Origin of the sequence: Sandarakinorhabdus sp. (assembly GCF_040398665.1) — a bacterium.
Classification (GTDB): domain Bacteria; phylum Pseudomonadota; class Alphaproteobacteria; order Sphingomonadales; family Sphingomonadaceae; genus Sandarakinorhabdus.
The window spans coordinates 102,178-118,367 of record NZ_JBBATQ010000009.1; the positions used below are offsets into that span (position 1 = coordinate 102,178).

15 protein-coding genes are annotated in these 16,190 nt (G+C 62.5%); 9 read left to right on the forward strand and 6 right to left on the reverse strand.

The genetic code is table 11. The annotated features are described in order from the left end of the window. Positions 1–259: 259 nt before the first annotated feature. A complete protein-coding gene (locus tag ABWP22_RS12100; RefSeq protein WP_353200232.1) occupies positions 260–1,417 on the forward strand; it encodes a DNA cytosine methyltransferase in 1,158 nt (385 codons plus the stop codon). Continuing rightward, positions 1,404–2,342, forward strand: a complete 939-nt coding sequence (locus tag ABWP22_RS12105) for a DUF4928 family protein (protein ID WP_353200233.1) — start codon at positions 1,404–1,406, stop codon at positions 2,340–2,342. The genes ABWP22_RS12100 and ABWP22_RS12105 overlap by 14 nt, the downstream gene beginning before the upstream one ends. Before the next feature lie 88 nt (positions 2,343–2,430). Here the strand turns inward: ABWP22_RS12105 and ABWP22_RS12110 are convergent, their stop codons facing one another. Continuing rightward, positions 2,431–2,787, reverse strand: coding sequence for a hypothetical protein (locus tag ABWP22_RS12110; protein ID WP_353200234.1), 357 nt, complete (start codon positions 2,785–2,787; stop codon positions 2,431–2,433). Positions 2,788–3,151: 364 nt separating this feature from the next. Between ABWP22_RS12110 and ABWP22_RS12115 the strand changes: the two genes are divergently transcribed. Continuing rightward, a complete protein-coding gene (locus ABWP22_RS12115; RefSeq protein ID WP_353200235.1) occupies positions 3,152–3,544 on the forward strand; it encodes a hypothetical protein in 393 nt (130 codons plus the stop codon). Here the strand turns inward: ABWP22_RS12115 and ABWP22_RS12120 are convergent. Together ABWP22_RS12120 and ABWP22_RS12125 are read right to left on the reverse strand one after the other, a co-directional pair. Continuing rightward, positions 3,525–5,021, reverse strand: coding sequence for a S10 family peptidase (locus ABWP22_RS12120; protein WP_353200236.1), 1,497 nt, complete (start codon positions 5,019–5,021; stop codon positions 3,525–3,527). The two genes, ABWP22_RS12115 and ABWP22_RS12120, sit on opposite strands and share 20 nt — an antisense overlap. A 205-nt stretch (positions 5,022–5,226) precedes the next feature. Further along, positions 5,227–5,472, reverse strand: coding sequence for a hypothetical protein (locus ABWP22_RS12125; RefSeq protein ID WP_353200237.1), 246 nt, complete (start codon positions 5,470–5,472; stop codon positions 5,227–5,229). A 94-nt stretch (positions 5,473–5,566) separates the two neighbouring features. Here ABWP22_RS12125 and ABWP22_RS12130 point away from each other — a divergent pair, with 94 nt between their 5' ends. Then, the gene (locus ABWP22_RS12130; RefSeq protein ID WP_353200238.1) at positions 5,567–5,968 is read left to right on the forward strand and encodes a hypothetical protein; all 402 of its coding nucleotides are present in this window, start codon (positions 5,567–5,569) and stop codon (positions 5,966–5,968) included. Here ABWP22_RS12130 and ABWP22_RS12135 read toward each other — a convergent pair. Both ABWP22_RS12135 and ABWP22_RS12140 read right to left on the reverse strand, forming a co-directional pair. Further along, the gene (locus tag ABWP22_RS12135) at positions 5,952–6,629 is read right to left on the reverse strand and encodes a hypothetical protein (protein WP_353200239.1); all 678 of its coding nucleotides are present in this window, start codon (positions 6,627–6,629) and stop codon (positions 5,952–5,954) included. The genes ABWP22_RS12130 and ABWP22_RS12135 overlap by 17 nt on opposite strands. Further along, complete coding sequence (locus ABWP22_RS12140) at positions 6,626–7,309, reverse strand: DJ-1/PfpI family protein (RefSeq protein ID WP_353200240.1); 684 nt, start codon at positions 7,307–7,309, stop codon at positions 6,626–6,628. Before ABWP22_RS12140 ends, ABWP22_RS12135 begins: the two co-directional genes overlap by 4 nt. Positions 7,310–7,439: 130 nt before the next feature. On the opposite strand from ABWP22_RS12140, the gene ABWP22_RS12145 reads away from it, so the two are divergent. The 3 genes from ABWP22_RS12145 to ABWP22_RS12155 all read left to right on the forward strand — a co-directional run bounded on the left by ABWP22_RS12145 (position 7,440) and on the right by ABWP22_RS12155 (position 12,306). Next, complete coding sequence (locus ABWP22_RS12145; RefSeq protein WP_353200241.1) at positions 7,440–9,341, forward strand: potassium transporter Kup; 1,902 nt, start codon at positions 7,440–7,442, stop codon at positions 9,339–9,341. Positions 9,342–9,902: 561 nt separating this feature from the next. Continuing rightward, positions 9,903–11,216, forward strand: coding sequence for an HD domain-containing phosphohydrolase (locus ABWP22_RS12150; RefSeq protein WP_353200242.1), 1,314 nt, complete (start codon positions 9,903–9,905; stop codon positions 11,214–11,216). 94 nt (positions 11,217–11,310) lie between these two features. Continuing rightward, complete coding sequence (locus tag ABWP22_RS12155; protein WP_353200243.1) at positions 11,311–12,306, forward strand: NADP-dependent oxidoreductase; 996 nt, start codon at positions 11,311–11,313, stop codon at positions 12,304–12,306. Between the two features lie 178 nt (positions 12,307–12,484). Here ABWP22_RS12155 and recR read toward each other — a convergent pair whose 3' ends face one another. Then, positions 12,485–13,081, reverse strand: a complete 597-nt coding sequence (recR, locus tag ABWP22_RS12160) for a recombination mediator RecR (RefSeq protein WP_353200244.1) — start codon at positions 13,079–13,081, stop codon at positions 12,485–12,487. A 154-nt stretch (positions 13,082–13,235) separates the two neighbouring features. Between recR and acnA the strand changes: the two genes are divergently transcribed. Then, positions 13,236–15,917 (forward strand): aconitate hydratase AcnA, encoded by a 2,682-nt coding sequence (acnA, locus tag ABWP22_RS12165; protein ID WP_353200245.1) that lies wholly within the window; start codon positions 13,236–13,238, stop codon positions 15,915–15,917. Beyond that, on the forward strand, positions 15,917–16,165 hold the full coding sequence (locus ABWP22_RS12170) for a CBU_0592 family membrane protein (RefSeq protein WP_353200246.1): 249 nt from the start codon (positions 15,917–15,919) through the stop codon (positions 16,163–16,165). Before acnA ends, ABWP22_RS12170 begins: the two co-directional genes overlap by 1 nt. Positions 16,166–16,190: the final 25 nt, after the last annotated feature.

Genomic DNA, 16,190 nt, shown 5'->3' on the forward strand with positions numbered 1-16,190 from the left:
CCGTCGCCCCGGACCTGATCCGGGGTTTGGCTTGGCTTTTTTGCACGCTATACCGTAAGCAGCTATGCGGCAGGCAGATTTTGTGTCGCTATTCAATCGACTTGCGCAGGCTAGGATCGAGGAGGACGTCAAGGCCGGCTAACGTGTGCTGCTCAACCGGCAACGCCCAGACAAGGTTGGATGAAATAAGGATTGAGGCCGCATCATCTCAGCCCTAAGGGTGTGGAACAGTAAGGGAACGCTGAGGAGACCCGGAAGCGTGCGTACTTTCTATGAGTTCTTTGCGGGCGGGGGCATGGCCAGAGCTGGGCTAGGCTCAGACTGGCAATGCGTTTTTGCCAACGACATCGATCCCATGAAGGCTCAGACATACCGGTGCAATTGGGGAGATGCAGACCTCAGTTTAGCGGACATCCAAACGCTTGATGCTGGGCGGTTGCCGGAGCAAGCAGACCTAGCTTGGGCATCTTTCCCATGTCAGGACCTTTCGCTCGCCGGAAACTATGGGGGCATAGGGGATGCCGGCGACATAAAGCGCACAAGGTCTGGCACCTTCTGGGCGTTTTGGCACATTATGTTGGAATTGATGGAAGAAGGACGCGGGCCGCGCCTTATCGTTCTAGAAAACGTCTATGGGATACTCACTGCAAAAAGCGGACAAAACTTTGCTGCAATAGGTCAGTGCTTTGCTGACGCGGGTTACCGCTTCGGCGCAGTGGTAATTGATGCTGTACACTTCGTACCGCAGTCACGCCCGCGAGTGTTTATAATCGGCGTCAGACAAGACCTAGATTTACCTAATAATTTGCACGATAGTTTCTCGTCTAAAGATTGGCATCCTAATTCTCTTGTTGCAGCGCAGCAAGGATTGTCACTGCATGCGAAGCGCCATTGGATTTGGTGGCGCTTGCCTCGCCCCACGTCCAAAGTCGCAACACTCGATGTTATTGTGTCCGACAACCCAGAGGGTGTGAGGTGGCATACGGAAGCGGAGACTAAGCGCCTAGTCGGCATGATGAGCCCACTCAACGTCGCCAAGTTGGACGCGATGAAGAAGAGCGGCAGGCGCATGATTGGGACAATTTACAGGAGAACTAGGCTAGGCGAGCAACGGTCTGAGCTTAGATGTGACGGCGTCGCCGGGTGTCTCCGCACGCCATCGGGCGGCTCGTCTAGGCAGTTTGTGCTAGTGGTAAAAGGTTCTGCCGTGCGATCTCGACTATTGTCGGCGCGAGAAGCTGCAAAGCTCATGGGGTTACCGGATTGGTTTACGTTGCCTGAAAACTATAATGATGCTTATCATGTTGCCGGCGACGGTGTGGTAGTTCCGGTCGTAAGGCACTTAGCCATGAGCTTACTAGAACCAATACTGATTGGTACATCGAATAAATTGGAACACGCACATGCCGCTGAGTAGTAAGCAACGCGAAGAGCTCGATGCGCTCGTAGAGGCATTTGATTTTAAGACTAAGGGACCTTTAGCTATTGCTCTTACGGTTGTAGATCAAGCGTCGAAAGAGGAGTTGCCGCTTGACCCCGCGCGGTTCAGGTCGCCGAAAGCTGGACAGGTAAAAGGGGCAGGCGGTGCGGCAACGGCTAGAATACTTCTCAGGAACGGCATTGACCGCGTATTGGCAAGCGAAGGAGGTCGCACATCGCGAGGCAGTATTGAGCGCATGGAAGCCCTTATCGCTACTATGAATCGATGGCATGCTGCCGGTTCATTAGACATACCGGCGATAGAAGGTTATTGGATTGAGAGAGTAAAGGCATTTTTTTCTGCTACTCCAATCTCATTCAAAATGGATCCCGCTCTTGGCCTTCGATCGATCTTAAGGAACCTTATTTCTAAGGCTGAAGAGCGCCAAAGCGAAACAAGAGGAACTCAAGTCGTTGGAACTGTGATGCAGCATCTTGTTGGCGCTAAGTTGGAGGCAGCATTTTCGCAACGATCAATTGAAATACCGCATCATGGATCAAATCAAAATGATACTGGAAGGGGTGGAGACTTTGACCTCGGAGACGTATCGATACACGTCACTACATCTCCATCCGGCCCCCTGCTTCAGAAATGCAGAAAGAACATCGAGGCCGGCGCTAAGCCTATAATCGTAACTAATTCCTCCGGCGTTATAGCTGCGGAGGTTCTTTCTAAAGCTGAAGGGATCGAGGGGCGAGTAGACATACTCGATTTTGAACACTTTATGGTTACTAATTTCCACGAAATCGGTGGATTTTCCAGTGGAGCGACCCGTGAAGTTGTTACTGACATTGTAAATCGGTACAATGTTATCATCGAGAAGTACGAAACGGACCCCAGCCTTAAGATCGAAATCGATTAACCTTCTGCACTCAACGACGTATAAATTGGTGAATTTGTGCGAGGGGGCACCTGACCATTTGCAAGGTCCGGTTTGCCCCCAATGCCCCCTATGCCACGCGCGCCGCGACCTTTGACCACGACTCTCCGCCAATACGCTGGACATAGCCCCCAGTTTCGCCAGCAAGGGCGCTTAGAACCTCAAAGTTGGGCGGGCTGAACTCCAACGTGGCAAGTGTGCTGTTGCCTGTGAACACGTCCGCATAGTCCGAAGCGGCGTAGGAGTTCAAAAAGAGGTTCAAAGCCTGAAGCGAGCCGCTGCGATCAACGAACTCTATGATCTTGTACTCGGGCCGATGCATGGGCCTGGCAACAGCGCGCGTCACGCCGCACTGTGTGGCCAGAAGCTCGCAGACATTTTCTGCCGTCAAATGACCGGGCAGGATTGCTTGAGTTTCGATGCCCATACTGGATTGTCCTATGCTACTGTGCGGCCTCTACACCTTTCTGCAATTGCCGTACAAACCGGATTCTAGGGCGGCGGGGAATCCGGCGCAATGGCCATTCGCTGACTGCCGCGATAGGTGCTCACGAAAACTCACGGGTGCAGGGACGAGTCCCTGCCCGCCGGAGGCTCCACTTCCTCCGTTCCCGGTCTGTCCTACAACCCCGCCAATGGGTTATACCAAATCCATGAGCAGCAACACGCCCCCCGCCCCCAAAACCTCTTTGCGTCCGCAGCACAATGGCTGGTCGCCGGAGCGGCAGCAGCGGTTTCTTGATCATCTTGCCCTGCATGGGAACGTCTCGGCGGCGGCGCGCAGTGCGGGGATGACGAAGCAATCGGCTTATTGGTTGCGGCGGCAGGCCCACAGCGTCGATTTTGCGGCGGCCTGGGATGCGGCGCTGGCGGACCGGGGCCGCTTGATCGAGGATCTTGCGATGGACCGGTTGCTGGACGGTGAGGAGGAGGTGATCGAGCGGGAGGGTGTGGTGGTGGCGGTGCGGCGACGGCCCGCGGATGTGCGGCTGCTGCTGTATCACCTCAAGCGGCTGGATCGGCAAAGAACGGACGCTTTGAAACCCCGAATCCCGCCGGATTCGGCAAGTGTGGCAAAACTGCGGGCGGAATTGCGGGCGCTTGCCGCGATGCCGCAGGGTCCGGACGACGATATATTGGCGCCGGATTGGCCGGCGGCGCCGTTCAACGCTGCCGGCGGATGAAATCGCGGATATCGTTCGACAGTTTCAGCCGATCAGCCGCGCGCACATACATCATGTGGCCGGCGTCGTAATAATGATACTCGACGCGGTCGGTCGGCCAGCCGGGGCGGTTCATGGAATATTCGGCCATGTGGAACGGCGTGGCGAAATCATACCAGCCCTGGCCGACCCAGACCTTCAGGTGGCTGTTTTCCCGCAGCGTGCGGGCGAGGCCGGGGGCGACGTTGATGTAGGAATCCCGCCCGTTGCCCAGCCGCCAATCCCAGCGGCCGACGCCGCCGATGGAGACATAGGACAGGTCGGTCTTGTAGCCGAGATCACCGCGCAGATAGGCGTTCACCGCCGCCGGGTAGGAGGCATCGATGCCATAGAAGCTGGGATCATTGTCGGGGGTTTCGCCGGCATTGTCGTAATCCTTGCCGGTGTAGCGCGCATCGAGCCGGCCGATGGAAAGGCCCCGATCGCGCAGCAGTTCCTTGTAGAAGCGCCCCGGGGTGACGCGCAGATTGGCCTGTTCGAGATAGGTTTCGGAAAGGCCGGTGAAGCGGGCGAGTTGCTTGCGGATGGCGGCGCGTTCATCGGCGGGCAGGCTGTTGCCCTTGATCAACGCGGTGATGTAGGGGCCGCCGGCAAAGGCGCGGGCTTCGGCGGCCCAATCGGCGACGTTTGCGGGCTTGTTCGTCACCTTGCCGTGATACCAGGCGGCGGTGGCATAGCTGGGCAGCAGGCCCATATATTGCATTTCATTGCCTTCATCCTCGGCCTCCAGCCCGAAATCGAGGATGGTGGAGATCAGGATGACGCCGTTCAGCGCGACATCGTTGTATTGCCGGTTGAGTTCATGGGCGACCGCGGCGGAGCGGGTTGTGCCATAGGATTCGCCGCCGAGGAATTTCGGTGCGTTCCAGCGATTGTGCTCGTTCAGCCACAGGCGGACGAATTGCGCGACGGATTCGGCGTCGGATTTGACACCCCAGAATTCCTTGGGATCGGTCTTGCCCAGCGCATGGCTCCAGCCCGTGCCGACCGGATCGATGAACACCAGATCGGCGACATCAAGCAGCGATTCGGGATTGTCGCTGATGTCATAGGGCGGCGCGCCGTCATCCTTGGCATCGGGGATATTCACCCGCTTCGGCCCGAAGGCGCCCATGTGCAGCCACAGGCTGCCCGATCCGGGGCCGCCGTTGAACAGGAAGAACACCGGACGGTTCGGTTCGGGCGCGTCCTTCAGATAGGTGGTGGAGAAGATGGCGGCGGTGGGCTTGCCGTCCTTGTCCTTCAGGTAGGTCTCGCCGACGATGGCGGTGTAATTCATCTTGATGCCGCCGAACGTGCCGGCGCGCTTGGCGGTGACGCGATTGGGGGCGGGGATGGCGTCGGATGCTTTTTCGGGGGACTTGTCGGCGGTTTGCGCCAGGGCGGGCAGCGCCAGCGCAAGGGCCAGTGCGGCCAACGAAATACCACGGACGATCATAGAGCCTCCCAAAACCGGTCTCGGGATAGCGGCGCGTGGTGACCGGTGCAATCACATACCCCTCTCCCCCCGCGGGAGAGGGAGGGGCCCGCCGCGAAGCGGCGGGAGGGTGAGGGGGTGCAACCGTGGTCACCCCGGAGCATTCCCTCTCCCCGCTCGGCTTCGCCTCGCACCCCTCTCCCGCGAGGGGAGAGGGGAAATGGCCTCAATAATCCGCCGGCGCGCGGTCTGCAGCTGGCGCCGGCGCGTCCTGCGCCAGCCGCCCCACCGCCCAGGCGCCCACCGCCACCGCCGCCAGGCCGAGCGGCGACACACGGCTGAGCACGAACGGCAGCGCCACCGCCGCAGCATTGCCGATCGGCCCCAGCCCGCCATGCGCCACGCGTGCGGCGATCTGGCGGGTGGCAACGGCGGCCAGCGAGCGGGTGACAAAACGGGTGATCAATGCCATCTCAACGTCCTTCCAGGGCTCAATACCATCTTCGGACGCGAAGGTTCACCCCGCCAGTCTCGCGCTGCGCCATCCGCCGCGCTATGGCCACGGCATGGCGGAAAAATCTCCCGACGTTGCGGACGCGCTGTTGCGGCTGTGGCTGCTCGCCGAACTGGCTATGGCCGGGCTGTACGCTTGGCAGGGCTGGCTGTTGTGGCCCTACCCAGGCGATTGGGCCGCGCCGCCCACCCGCCGCGCCGTGACCGTGGTGGAGGGCCTTTATCTGTTTCTGTTCCTCCCCGCCGCCATCACCATCGCCGCGCGCTGGGCCGCGACGCGAGACCGGCCGCTGGCGCTGCTCGCGCTGGCCTATGGCCTGGTGACCGCGGCCTCGTTCGCGGCGTGGGGGCTGGCGACCACGCTGGGCGAAACCCGCGCGCTGTTCTTTACCGATGCACTGATTTCGCTGCTCGGCATTCCCATCGCGCTGAGGGCGCTCAGGGCGTCAGCTTGACTGCACTGCTGGCGCCCGACAGCGCATCGAGCGCCGTCACCCAGGTCGCACCCGCCGGCACCTCGCCAGCAAAGCGCCCGGTCTGCCCGGCGTATGTGAGCGGCACCCGCTTGTCGCCCACCCAGGCGTCGATGCGGAAGCGCTTGGCATCCCACAGCGATCCCGGTGCGATCGGGCAGCCGCACAGCATCGACACATCGGCGACGACACGCCCGCCTTCACGCTTTGCGGTCAGCGCCAGGCCGGGCAATTCCACCACCCAGCCATCGCCGGCAATCGGCTGGCCGGGGATCAGCCAGCGCGTGGTGGTGAGCGAGACCGCGGTGCCGGCGGGCTTCAGCGGGCCGTTCACCGTCAACTGCAACTGCGTGGGCACATCGATGTCGAGCATGGTGGCAAAGGTCGCCACACCTTCGGTGGCCAGCCGTTCGCCGCGCGGTGCACCGTTCATGATGCGCGCGGTGTCGCCGGTGCCGCCGATCACCTTGCCCTGCTTCACCGTCTTGCCGGTGGCGACATCGACCAACGTCACCTCCACGCCGCCCATGCCGTCACCGATGAACTTGGCGCCCTGGGACAGCACCCGCACCACCACCGGCGTGGGTATGGCAAAAGCCGGCGCAGCGGCAATCAGGGCAGCAACAGCGAGGATCGTCTTCATGATTGGTCTCCGGCAAAACTTGCAGCAGCGCTGCGGATTTCGGCATCGCGTTGGCCGATGCGGGTGGCGTTGATGGCTTGCACCTGCGCCAATATCTCCGGTCGGGCGCTGGCCGGGGTGCCGCCCGGCGCCTGGTCCGGATCATATTCCAGCGCCAGCCGCAGCACATCGGCCAGATCGCGCCCGTGCAGATGTTCGGCGATGCGAAAGGCGAAATCGATGCCGCTGGTGACGCCGCCAGCGGTGATGATGTTGCCATCGATCACCGTGCGCTCCGCGACGAATTCGGCACCGAACAGCGCCAGATACTCACCCCACGCCCAATGGCAGCCGGCACGGCGGCCCTGCAGCAGGCCGGCGGCGGCCAGGATCAAGGATCCGGTGCACACGCTGGTCAGATACTTCAGGCCCGGCGCCTGCGCCCGCAGCCAATCGAGCACCACGGCGTCATTCATCACCGCCGAACAGCCGAAGCCGCCCGGCACGCAGAGCAGATCATACTGGCCGGCATCGGCCATGGTGATGGTGGGCATCAGCGCCAGCCGGCAGTCGCTCATCACCGGGGCCAGCGTGGCCGCCACATAGTCCACCTGCGCGCCCGGCAAGCGGCTGAGCACCTGCGCCGGCCCGGTCAGATCGAGCTGGGTGAGATTGTCGTAGAGCAGAAAGCCAATGCGCATGGGTTCGCCTCCGGTCGACATCGCCATAGCCCGGCTTGGTGCGCTTCACCAGCATCTCGAGCCGCCTGCCGCATTGCAGCATGGCAGGCCCTGTGATAGGCCGCGCGTCCTGCAACAAGTGGGCACCTGCATGTCGAACCACGGCGCACCGTCCGCAGCCGCTCAGACCGATCACGGGCATCAATCGCTGCTCAAGCTGGCGGTTGGGGCTGTCGGTGTGGTGTTCGGCGATATCGGCACCAGCCCGCTTTATGCCTTCAAGGAAACCTTTGGTGGCCACCACAAGCTGGCGGTGGATGGGCTGCACGTCTTTGGCGTCGTCTCGCTGATTTTCTGGACGATGATGCTGGTGGTGACATTGAAATATGTCATGGTCATCATGCGCGCCGACAATCGCGGTGAAGGCGGATCGCTGGCACTGCTGGCGCTGATCTCGCGCCTGTCGCCGGGGGACACACGCTCGGCGCAATTGATCCTGCTCGGCGTGCTGGCCACCGCGCTGTTCTTTGGCGATGCCATCATCACGCCGGCCATGTCGGTGCTGTCGGCGGTGGAGGGCATCACTGTGGTCGAAGCCAGCATGGCCCCCGTGGTGGTGCCGATCGCCATCACCATCCTGCTGGCTTTGTTCTTCTTCCAGAGCCGCGGCACGCAGCGCGTCGGCGCCATCTTTGGCCCGATCGTGCTGGTGTATTTTGCTACGCTGGCGGTGCTGGGGGTGGTGAACATCCTCGATTATCCCGGCATTCTCGCCGCGCTCAATCCCTGGCATGCCGCCGCCTTCATCCTCGATTCGCCGCTGGCGGCCTTCCTGGCGCTGGGCAGTGTCGTGCTGGCCGTGACCGGCGCAGAGGCGCTCTATGCCGACATGGGGCATTTCGGCCGCAAGCCGATCCGGCTGGCCTGGTATGCGCTGGTGCTGCCGGCGCTGATGATCAACTATCTCGGCCAGGGCGCCCTGCTGATGGTCACACCGGAAGCGGTGGCCAATCCCTTCTTCCTGATGGCGCCGGAATGGGCGCGCCTGCCGCTGGTGGTGCTGGCGACGCTGGCCACCATCATCGCCAGCCAGGCGGTGATTTCGGGCGCGTTTTCGGTGACGCAGCAGGCGATTCAACTGGGCTTCCTGCCGCGCATGAAGATCGTGCACACCTCGGCTTCGGCCTTCGGACAGATCTACATCCCGGCAGTGAACTGGACCCTGCTGGTGCTGGTGATGGCGTTGGTGTTCGGCTTCCAATCCTCGTCCAACCTGGCAGCGGCCTATGGCATCGCCGTGACCGGCACGATGTTCATCGATACGCTGCTGCTCGGCGTGCTGGTGCTCACCATCTGGCGCTGGCCGATGTGGTGGGCGGCGCCGCTGCTGGCCGTGTTTGCCATCGTCGATTTCGCCTATTTCGCCTCCAATCTCACCAAGGTGCCTGATGGCGGCTGGTTCCCGCTGGTCATCGGCCTCATCGGCTTCACCGGCCTGACCACCTGGTCGCGAGGCCGCGCGCTGATGCAGGATCGGTTGCGTGATTCGTCGATGCCGATCGAGGTGTTCATCAAATCGGCCGCCGCCGCCGCCACCCGCGTGCCCGGCACTGCGGTGTTCATGACGACATCGCCGGTGGGCGTGCCGCAGGCGCTGCTGCACAATCTGAAACACAACAAGATCCTGCACGAACGCATCATGATCCTGACCGTGGTGATCGATGAAGTGCCGTACGTTTCCGACGAGGATCGCATCGGCGTGCGCGAATTGGGTGGCGGTTTCTATCGCATCCTCATCCGCTATGGCTTCATGCAGGAAATCGACATCCCGGCCGTGCTGAAGACGGTGGAAAACTGCGGGCCGAAGCTGAAGATGATGGAAACCAGCTTCTTCCTGTCGCGCCAGACTTTGCTGGCCAGCGACAAGCCCGGCATGGCGATCTGGCGCGAACATCTGTTCAGCTGGATGATGCGCAACGCCGAAAGCGCGATGGATTTCTTCAAGCTGCCGACGAACCGTGTGGTGGAATTGGGCAGTCAGGTCGAAATCTGATCGGGCATTGCAAATTTTCGCCGGCGGTTTCGGGCCAGCCCACCCTTCCGTGTCGCGCCATCGTCCGGACTGAAGCACCACAGGCACCAGGTGCACCATCAACGCGCAGGCCGCTGCGCGCCACTTGATCAACATCACAATTGCAGATGGCGCCGCAGGTCATGCGGTCCGTGATGATCCACAATATTCTTTCCCCGCATCGGCAAATCCCGGCGGTGACATCTGATCCCCTGGAACCAGCTCTGCCTGATCGACGCTGAAGAACCAGAAACCAATCATGAAAAATCTCGAGCAAAACATGCGCGAATAATTGTTAAATGTAATTTCGCCGGCGTGCCGGTTGGTGGCGGTGAGCCTCTTCGATACCAAAGGATAGGAAGCGATGAAGCGGATGTCATTTGCAATTTCTTCGTGATACTGTTCAATTTGGATATATTGATGGCTGGGTGCTGGTGACGGCGCCGCATCGTCGACAAGCCGTGTTGAACCGGGGGGTTGATGCTTAGCACACGCACGAAACCTGCTCTGGCCAAGTCACTTGCGAATGACCTCATCGCCCAGATGCCTGATGTGGTGCTGGTGATGGCCTACCCCGGCTTTGAGCTGATGTATGGCAATGATGCCGGCAATGCCTGGCTGTCGCGCGCCTTGGGATTGGATGATCCCGCTGGCGTCGATCTGCGCACTGCCGTCAACGGTGGAACAGAAACCGACTGGAAGGCCTATATCGACGAGGTGCTGGCAAGCGGCACGTCAGAACATGACCATATCGGTGCGCTGGGACGGCGCTGGCACCTGCGCCTCAAGCGACAACCGCTGCAAGGCCCGTGCACCAGCATCACATTGACCGCCACCGACATCACCGATCTGGCCGATGTCCGTGACCAACTGCTGCACAGCGATCTTCATTATCGCGTGCTGTTCGAAACCATGAGCACGGGGGTCGTCTATCATCATGCCGATGGCCGCGTGATCCGGGTCAATCCGGCCGCCGAAGCCATATTGGGCTATAAGGAGGCCGACATGATCGGCTGGAGCCCGGTGAAGGGCGAATGGCATGTGACCCGGGAGGATGGATCGGTGTTTGCCGGTCAGGAACATCCGATCATGCAGGTGGTGCGCACCGGCATCGGGCTGGACAACCAGTTGCTCGGCGTTCCCCACCCCGATGGCCGCCGCCGCTGGATCCGGCTCAGCGCCCGGCCCGTGCTGCGCACCACCGATGGCACGGTGGAGAATCTGGTGGTCTGCTTTCACGATGTGACCGAACAGCAGGAGCTGCGGGAACAGACGAAAGCCCATGTGGCCCAGCAGGACCTCGCCCTTGAACAATCGCTGCTGGCCATGGCCGAAATGATCGAGATGCGCGATCCCTATACCGCCGGCCACCAGCAGAATGTGGCCACATTGGCCGATCGGATCGCCAGGGAGATGGGGCTGAGCGACGAGCGCTGCCGGATTGTCCGCCTGGCGGCCCTGGTCCACGACATCGGCAAGAATGCCATCCCGGTCGAACTGCTGGTGAAACCGACCGGCCTGACCGCTTTGGAACATGATCTGGTCAAGCTGCATGTCGAGGCCGGTTATCAGGTGCTCAGCCGTGTCCAGTTCGCGCAGCCGGTTGCCGATATCGTGCGCCAGCATCACGAACGGCTGGATGGCTCAGGCTATCCCTTCGGTCTTGCCGGCGACCAGATCCTGCTGGAAGCCCGGATATTGACCGTGGCCGATACCGCCGATGCGATGGTCAATCACCGGCCATACCGTCCGGCGCTGGGCCTCGACGCCGCGCTGGCCGTTCTGGAGCAGGCGGCCGGCGCCCATTATGACCCGGATGTGGTCGCCGCGTTCAAGCGCACGCTGACCCGCGCCTGACCCCAAGTGCCTGACTATCGCCCCCTCCCTCAGCCAAGAGGTGGCGCGGCCGCCATTTGCGCCTATGACGGGTGCACACAGGAGAAACCAAGCCATGCCCCGTGAAATCCGCCTCGCCGCCCGCCCCGTCGGTGTGCCCGCCGCCACCGATTTCGAACTGGCCGACAGCGCCCTTGCCGCCCCCGGCGACGGCGACGTGCTGGTGCACAACAAATATATGAGCGTCGATCCGTACATGCGCGGCCGCATGTATGACCGGCCGTCCTATGTGCCGCCGTTCGCCATTGGCGAGGCGTTGCAGGGCGGCGCCGTCGGCGTGGTGGTGGAGAGCAAATCCGACAAGCTGAAAGCCGGCGACATTGTCTTGTCGATGTTCGGCTGGCGCGAGGCGTTTGTCGCCCCGGCTGCGGCGCTGGAGAAGCTCGATGTGCCGTCGGGCATTCCGATGGAGGCCTTCCTGGGCGTGCTTGGCATGCCCGGCCTCACCGCCTGGGCCGGCCTCACCCAGATCGGCAAGCCCAAGCCCGGCGACGTGGTGTTCGTGTCGGGCGCCGCCGGCGCGGTTGGCAGCATCGTCGCCCAGGTCGCCAAGCTGAAGGGCTGCACCGTGGTCGCCACGGCTGGCAGCGATGAGAAGTGCGACTGGCTCAAGGGCCTGGGCGTCGATCATGTCATCAATTATCGCACCTGCGGCAATCTGCTGGCCGCGGTGCAGGCCGCCGCACCGAAGGGCATCGACATTTATTTCGACAATGTCGGCGGCGAGCATCTGGAAGTCGCCATCGAAGTCGCCCGCCCGTTCGCGCGCCTGATCGAATGCGGCATGATCTCCGCCTACAACGACAGCGAGCCGTCGCCGGGCCCGAAGAACCTGATCCAGATCGTCGGCAAATCGCTGATGATCCGCGGCTTCATCGTGATGGAATTCGCCGGCCTGCGCAGCGATTTCCTCGCCGAAGTCGGCCCCTGGATCCGCCACGGCAAGCTGAAATGGCAGGAAACCGTGCTAGACGGCATCGCCGAAGCGCCGAACGCGTTCATCGGCCTGTTCGAAGGCAAGAACACCGGCAAGATGCTGGTGAAGCTGTAAAAAAGCCCCACCCCCAGCCCCTCCCGCAAGCGGGAGGGGAGCATTTCGCGCCTGTCACTATCTACTCCCCTCCCGCTTGCGGGAGGGGCTGGGGGTGGGTTCTCGCCGTAAAGCCCAACACCGTGGCTCGCTGCGCTCGCACCCTCCCCCGACCCCTCCCTTGCAGGGAGGGGAGCACTTACCCCACCGGCCGCCGCGCATTCAGCGCCAGCGCCAGCGTGCCCTCATCCAGATAATCCAATTCCCCACCCATCGGCAGGCCCTGCGCCAACTGGCTGACCTTCACGCCCGTGCCCGCCAGCGCCTCGGCGACATAATGCATCGTCGCCTGCCCCTCCATGGTCGCCGACAGCGCCAGCACCACCTCGCGCACCTCGCCATCGCCAACTCGCGCAATCAGTGACGGGATGGCCAGATCGTCCGGCCCCACCCCATCCAGCGCCGACAATCGCCCGCCCAGCACATGATAGCGCCCGGAAAACAGGTGCCGGCCATCGAGAGCCCACAGATCGGCCACATCGGCGACCACGCACAGCAAGGACGGATCCCGGCGCGGATCGCGGCAGATGCTGCACGGATCACGCGTCTCGACATTGCCGCACACCCCGCACACCACCAGATTGGCGGCGACAGCCCGAAGCGCATCGAGCAGCGGCACCAACGCCACCTCGCGCCGCTTGATCAGATGCAACACGGCCCGCCGCGCGGACCGCGGCCCCAGGCCCGGCAGCCGGGCCAGCGCATTGGTCAGCGCATCAATCTCAGGGGAAGCCATGGCCCCCTTATCGGTGTGATTTTTCACCCGCGCAACCTGTGCGGGCTTTGACACGAATGTTCCCAAAGCGTGCGTGCGCAGGCTTTGCGCGGTGCAGCATCTCGGCTAGACCGGTGCGGCAACTTGTCAAAAATCACACACAGGAACCAGCGCCATGACCGCCATCGGGCACGACAGCCTCAACACCCGCCGCACGCTGAATGTCGCCGGGCAAGGATATGCCTATTACAGCCTGGAGGCTGCTGCCGCGCAGTTGGGGGACGTGTCGCGCCTGCCTTATTCGATGAAGGTGCTGCTGGAAAATCTGCTGCGTTTTGAAGATGGCAGCACGGTGAAGGTCGCCGATGTGCAGGCGATTGTCGATTGGCAGGGGCCGCGCACGTCCAATCATGAAATCAATTATCGCCCGGCGCGCGTGTTGATGCAGGATTTCACCGGCGTGCCGTGCGTCGTTGATCTGGCGGCGATGCGCGATGCCATCACCAAGCTGGGCGGCGATCCGGTGAAGATCAATCCGCTGGTGCCGGTCGATCTGGTCATCGATCACAGCGTGATGGTCGATGAATTCGGCAACCCGCAAGCCTTTGAAGACAATATGGCGCTGGAATATGCCCGCAATCTCGAACGCTATGAATTCCTGCGCTGGGGCAGCAGCGCGCTGCGCAATTTCCAGGTGGTGCCGCCCGGCACCGGCATCTGCCACCAGGTCAATCTCGAATATCTCGCCAAGACGGTGTGGTCATCGGCTGACACGTCCGGCGCGATCGTCGCTTATCCCGATACGGTCGTGGGCACGGACAGCCACACAACGATGATCAACGGCCTCGGCGTGCTCGGTTGGGGCGTCGGCGGCATCGAGGCAGAGGCCGCGATGCTCGGCCAGCCGGTTTCGATGCTGATCCCCGAAGTCGTCGGTTTCAAGCTGGTCGGCACGCTGGCCGAAGGCGTCACTGCCACCGATCTGGTGCTCACCGCCACGCAGATGCTGCGCAAGAAGGGCGTCGTCGGGCGCTTTGTCGAATATTATGGCCCTGGCCTCGACGCGCTCACCCTGGCGGACCGTGCCACGCTGGCCAATATGGCGCCGGAATATGGCGCCACCTGCGGCTTCTTCCCGGTCGATACCAAGACCATCGAATATCTCGTGCTGTCGGGCCGCACGCCGGAAAATGTCGCCCTGGTCGAAGCCTATGCCAAGGCGCAGGGCCTGTGGCGCGATGCCGAAACCCCCGATCCGGTGTTCACCGACACGCTGGAGCTTGATCTGGGCAGCGTGATGCCCAGCCTCGCCGGCCCGCGCCGCCCGCAGGACAAGGTGCTGCTCTCCGACGCCAAGCCGGCCTATGAACGCGAACTCGCCGGCAGCTATGGCAAGGCCGACCAGATGGCGCAGCGGGTGCCGGTGGCCGGCGCCAATTATGATATCGGCCACGGCGATGTCGTGCTGGCCGCGATCACCAGTTGCACCAACACCTCCAACCCCGCCGTGCTGGTCGCTGCCGGCCTCGTTGCCCGCAAGGCCCGCGCGCTCGGCCTGAAGAACCAGCCGTGGGTGAAGACCAGCTTCGCGCCGGGTTCCAAGGTCGTCACCGATTATTTCGACAAGTCGGGCCTGTCGGCGGACATGGACGCGCTCGGCTTCAACCTGGTCGGCTATGGCTGCACCACCTGCATCGGCAACAGCGGCCCGCTGCCGGAGCCGATTTCCGAAGCCATCAACGCCAACGATCTGGTCGCCTGCTCGGTCTTGTCGGGCAACCGCAATTTCGAAGGCCGCGTGTCGCCGGATGTGAAGGCCAATTATCTGGCCAGCCCGCCGCTGGTCGTCGCCTATGCGCTGGCCGGCACCATGCGCAAGGATCTTACGCGCGAGCCGATCGGCCAGGGCACCGATGGCCCGGTCTACCTGAAGGACATCTGGCCGACCAACGCCGAAGTCGCCGGCATGGTGATGGCCAATGTGACGCCGGAAATGTTCGCCGCGCGCTATGCCAATGTGTTCGATGGCGATGAACGCTGGCAGGCCGTGCAGGTCGAAGGCGGTGCCACCTATCGCTGGAACCCGGCCTCCACCTATGTGCAGAACCCGCCCTATTTCGAAGGCATGACCATGACGCCGACGCCGGTGGCCGACATCATCGGCGCCCGTGCGCTGGCGATGTTCGGGGACAGCATCACCACCGATCACATCAGCCCGGCCGGCAGCATCAAGCAAGCCAGCCCGGCCGGCCGCTATCTGAACGAGCGCCAGGTTTCGACCGCCGAGTTCAACTCCTATGGCGCGCGCCGCGGCAACCATGAAGTGATGATGCGCGGCACCTTCGCCAATATCCGCATCCGCAACGAAATGCTGCCCGGCGTGGAAGGCGGCGTGACGACCCATGTGCCGACCGGCGCAAAGCTCGACATTTACGACGCCGCCATGGCCTACAAGGCGGATGGAACGCCGCTGGTGGTGATCGCCGGCAAGGAATATGGCACCGGTTCCAGCCGCGATTGGGCGGCCAAGGGCACCACCCTGCTGGGCGTGCGCGCGGTGATCGCCGAAAGCTTCGAGCGCATCCACCGGTCCAATCTGGTCGGCATGGGCGTGCTGGCGCTGGAATTCGCACCCGGTACCGACCGCAAGACGGTTGGCCTGACCGGCACGGAGACCTTCGAGCTGACCGGCCTGGACGATCTGAAACCGCGCCAGATGCTGACCGTGCGCTTCACGCGCGCCGATGGCACCGGCGGTGAATTCCCGGTGCTGTGCCGCATCGATACCGAGCAGGAGCTGGAATATTATTATGCCGGCGGCATCCTACCCTATGTGCTGAGGAAGCTCGCCGCCTGATGGCCTATCTGCCCCTGCTGGTCGAGATCGTGGGCTGGACGGGGGCGGTGCTGGTGCTGATCGGCTTTGCGCTGGTCAGCGCCGGCCGCATCGAAGCGCGCGGCGCGCTGTTCCAGTGGCTCAACCTGCTCGGCGCCGCCGGCTTTGTGGTGAACAGCGGCTGGCACGGCGCAGTGCCGTCGTTCGTGCTCAACATCATCTGGTGCGCGATTGCTGCCGTGGCGCTGCTGCGATTGCGGCTGGGATAGACAGAGTATCGTTGAAATCAAAGCA

Bases quoted from the DNA above. Each gene is read 5' to 3' on its own strand.
- ABWP22_RS12105 (WP_353200233.1), top strand. From the start codon at position 1,404: ATGCCGCTGAGTAGTAAGCAACGCGAAGAGCTCGATGCGCTCGTAGAG.
- ABWP22_RS12110 (WP_353200234.1), bottom strand. From the start codon at position 2,787: ATGGGCATCGAAACTCAAGCAATCCTGCCCGGTCATTTGACGGCAGAA.
- ABWP22_RS12115 (WP_353200235.1), top strand. From the start codon at position 3,152: ATGACGAAGCAATCGGCTTATTGGTTGCGGCGGCAGGCCCACAGCGTC.
- ABWP22_RS12120 (WP_353200236.1), bottom strand. From the start codon at position 5,021: ATGATCGTCCGTGGTATTTCGTTGGCCGCACTGGCCCTTGCGCTGGCG.
- ABWP22_RS12125 (WP_353200237.1), bottom strand. From the start codon at position 5,472: ATGGCATTGATCACCCGTTTTGTCACCCGCTCGCTGGCCGCCGTTGCC.
- ABWP22_RS12130 (WP_353200238.1), top strand. From the start codon at position 5,567: ATGGCGGAAAAATCTCCCGACGTTGCGGACGCGCTGTTGCGGCTGTGG.
- ABWP22_RS12135 (WP_353200239.1), bottom strand. From the start codon at position 6,629: ATGAAGACGATCCTCGCTGTTGCTGCCCTGATTGCCGCTGCGCCGGCT.
- ABWP22_RS12140 (WP_353200240.1), bottom strand. From the start codon at position 7,309: ATGCGCATTGGCTTTCTGCTCTACGACAATCTCACCCAGCTCGATCTG.
- ABWP22_RS12145 (WP_353200241.1), top strand. From the start codon at position 7,440: ATGTCGAACCACGGCGCACCGTCCGCAGCCGCTCAGACCGATCACGGG.
- ABWP22_RS12150 (WP_353200242.1), top strand. From the start codon at position 9,903: ATGCCTGATGTGGTGCTGGTGATGGCCTACCCCGGCTTTGAGCTGATG.
- ABWP22_RS12155 (WP_353200243.1), top strand. From the start codon at position 11,311: ATGCCCCGTGAAATCCGCCTCGCCGCCCGCCCCGTCGGTGTGCCCGCC.
- recR (WP_353200244.1), bottom strand. From the start codon at position 13,081: ATGGCTTCCCCTGAGATTGATGCGCTGACCAATGCGCTGGCCCGGCTG.
- acnA (WP_353200245.1), top strand. From the start codon at position 13,236: ATGACCGCCATCGGGCACGACAGCCTCAACACCCGCCGCACGCTGAAT.
- ABWP22_RS12170 (WP_353200246.1), top strand. From the start codon at position 15,917: ATGGCCTATCTGCCCCTGCTGGTCGAGATCGTGGGCTGGACGGGGGCG.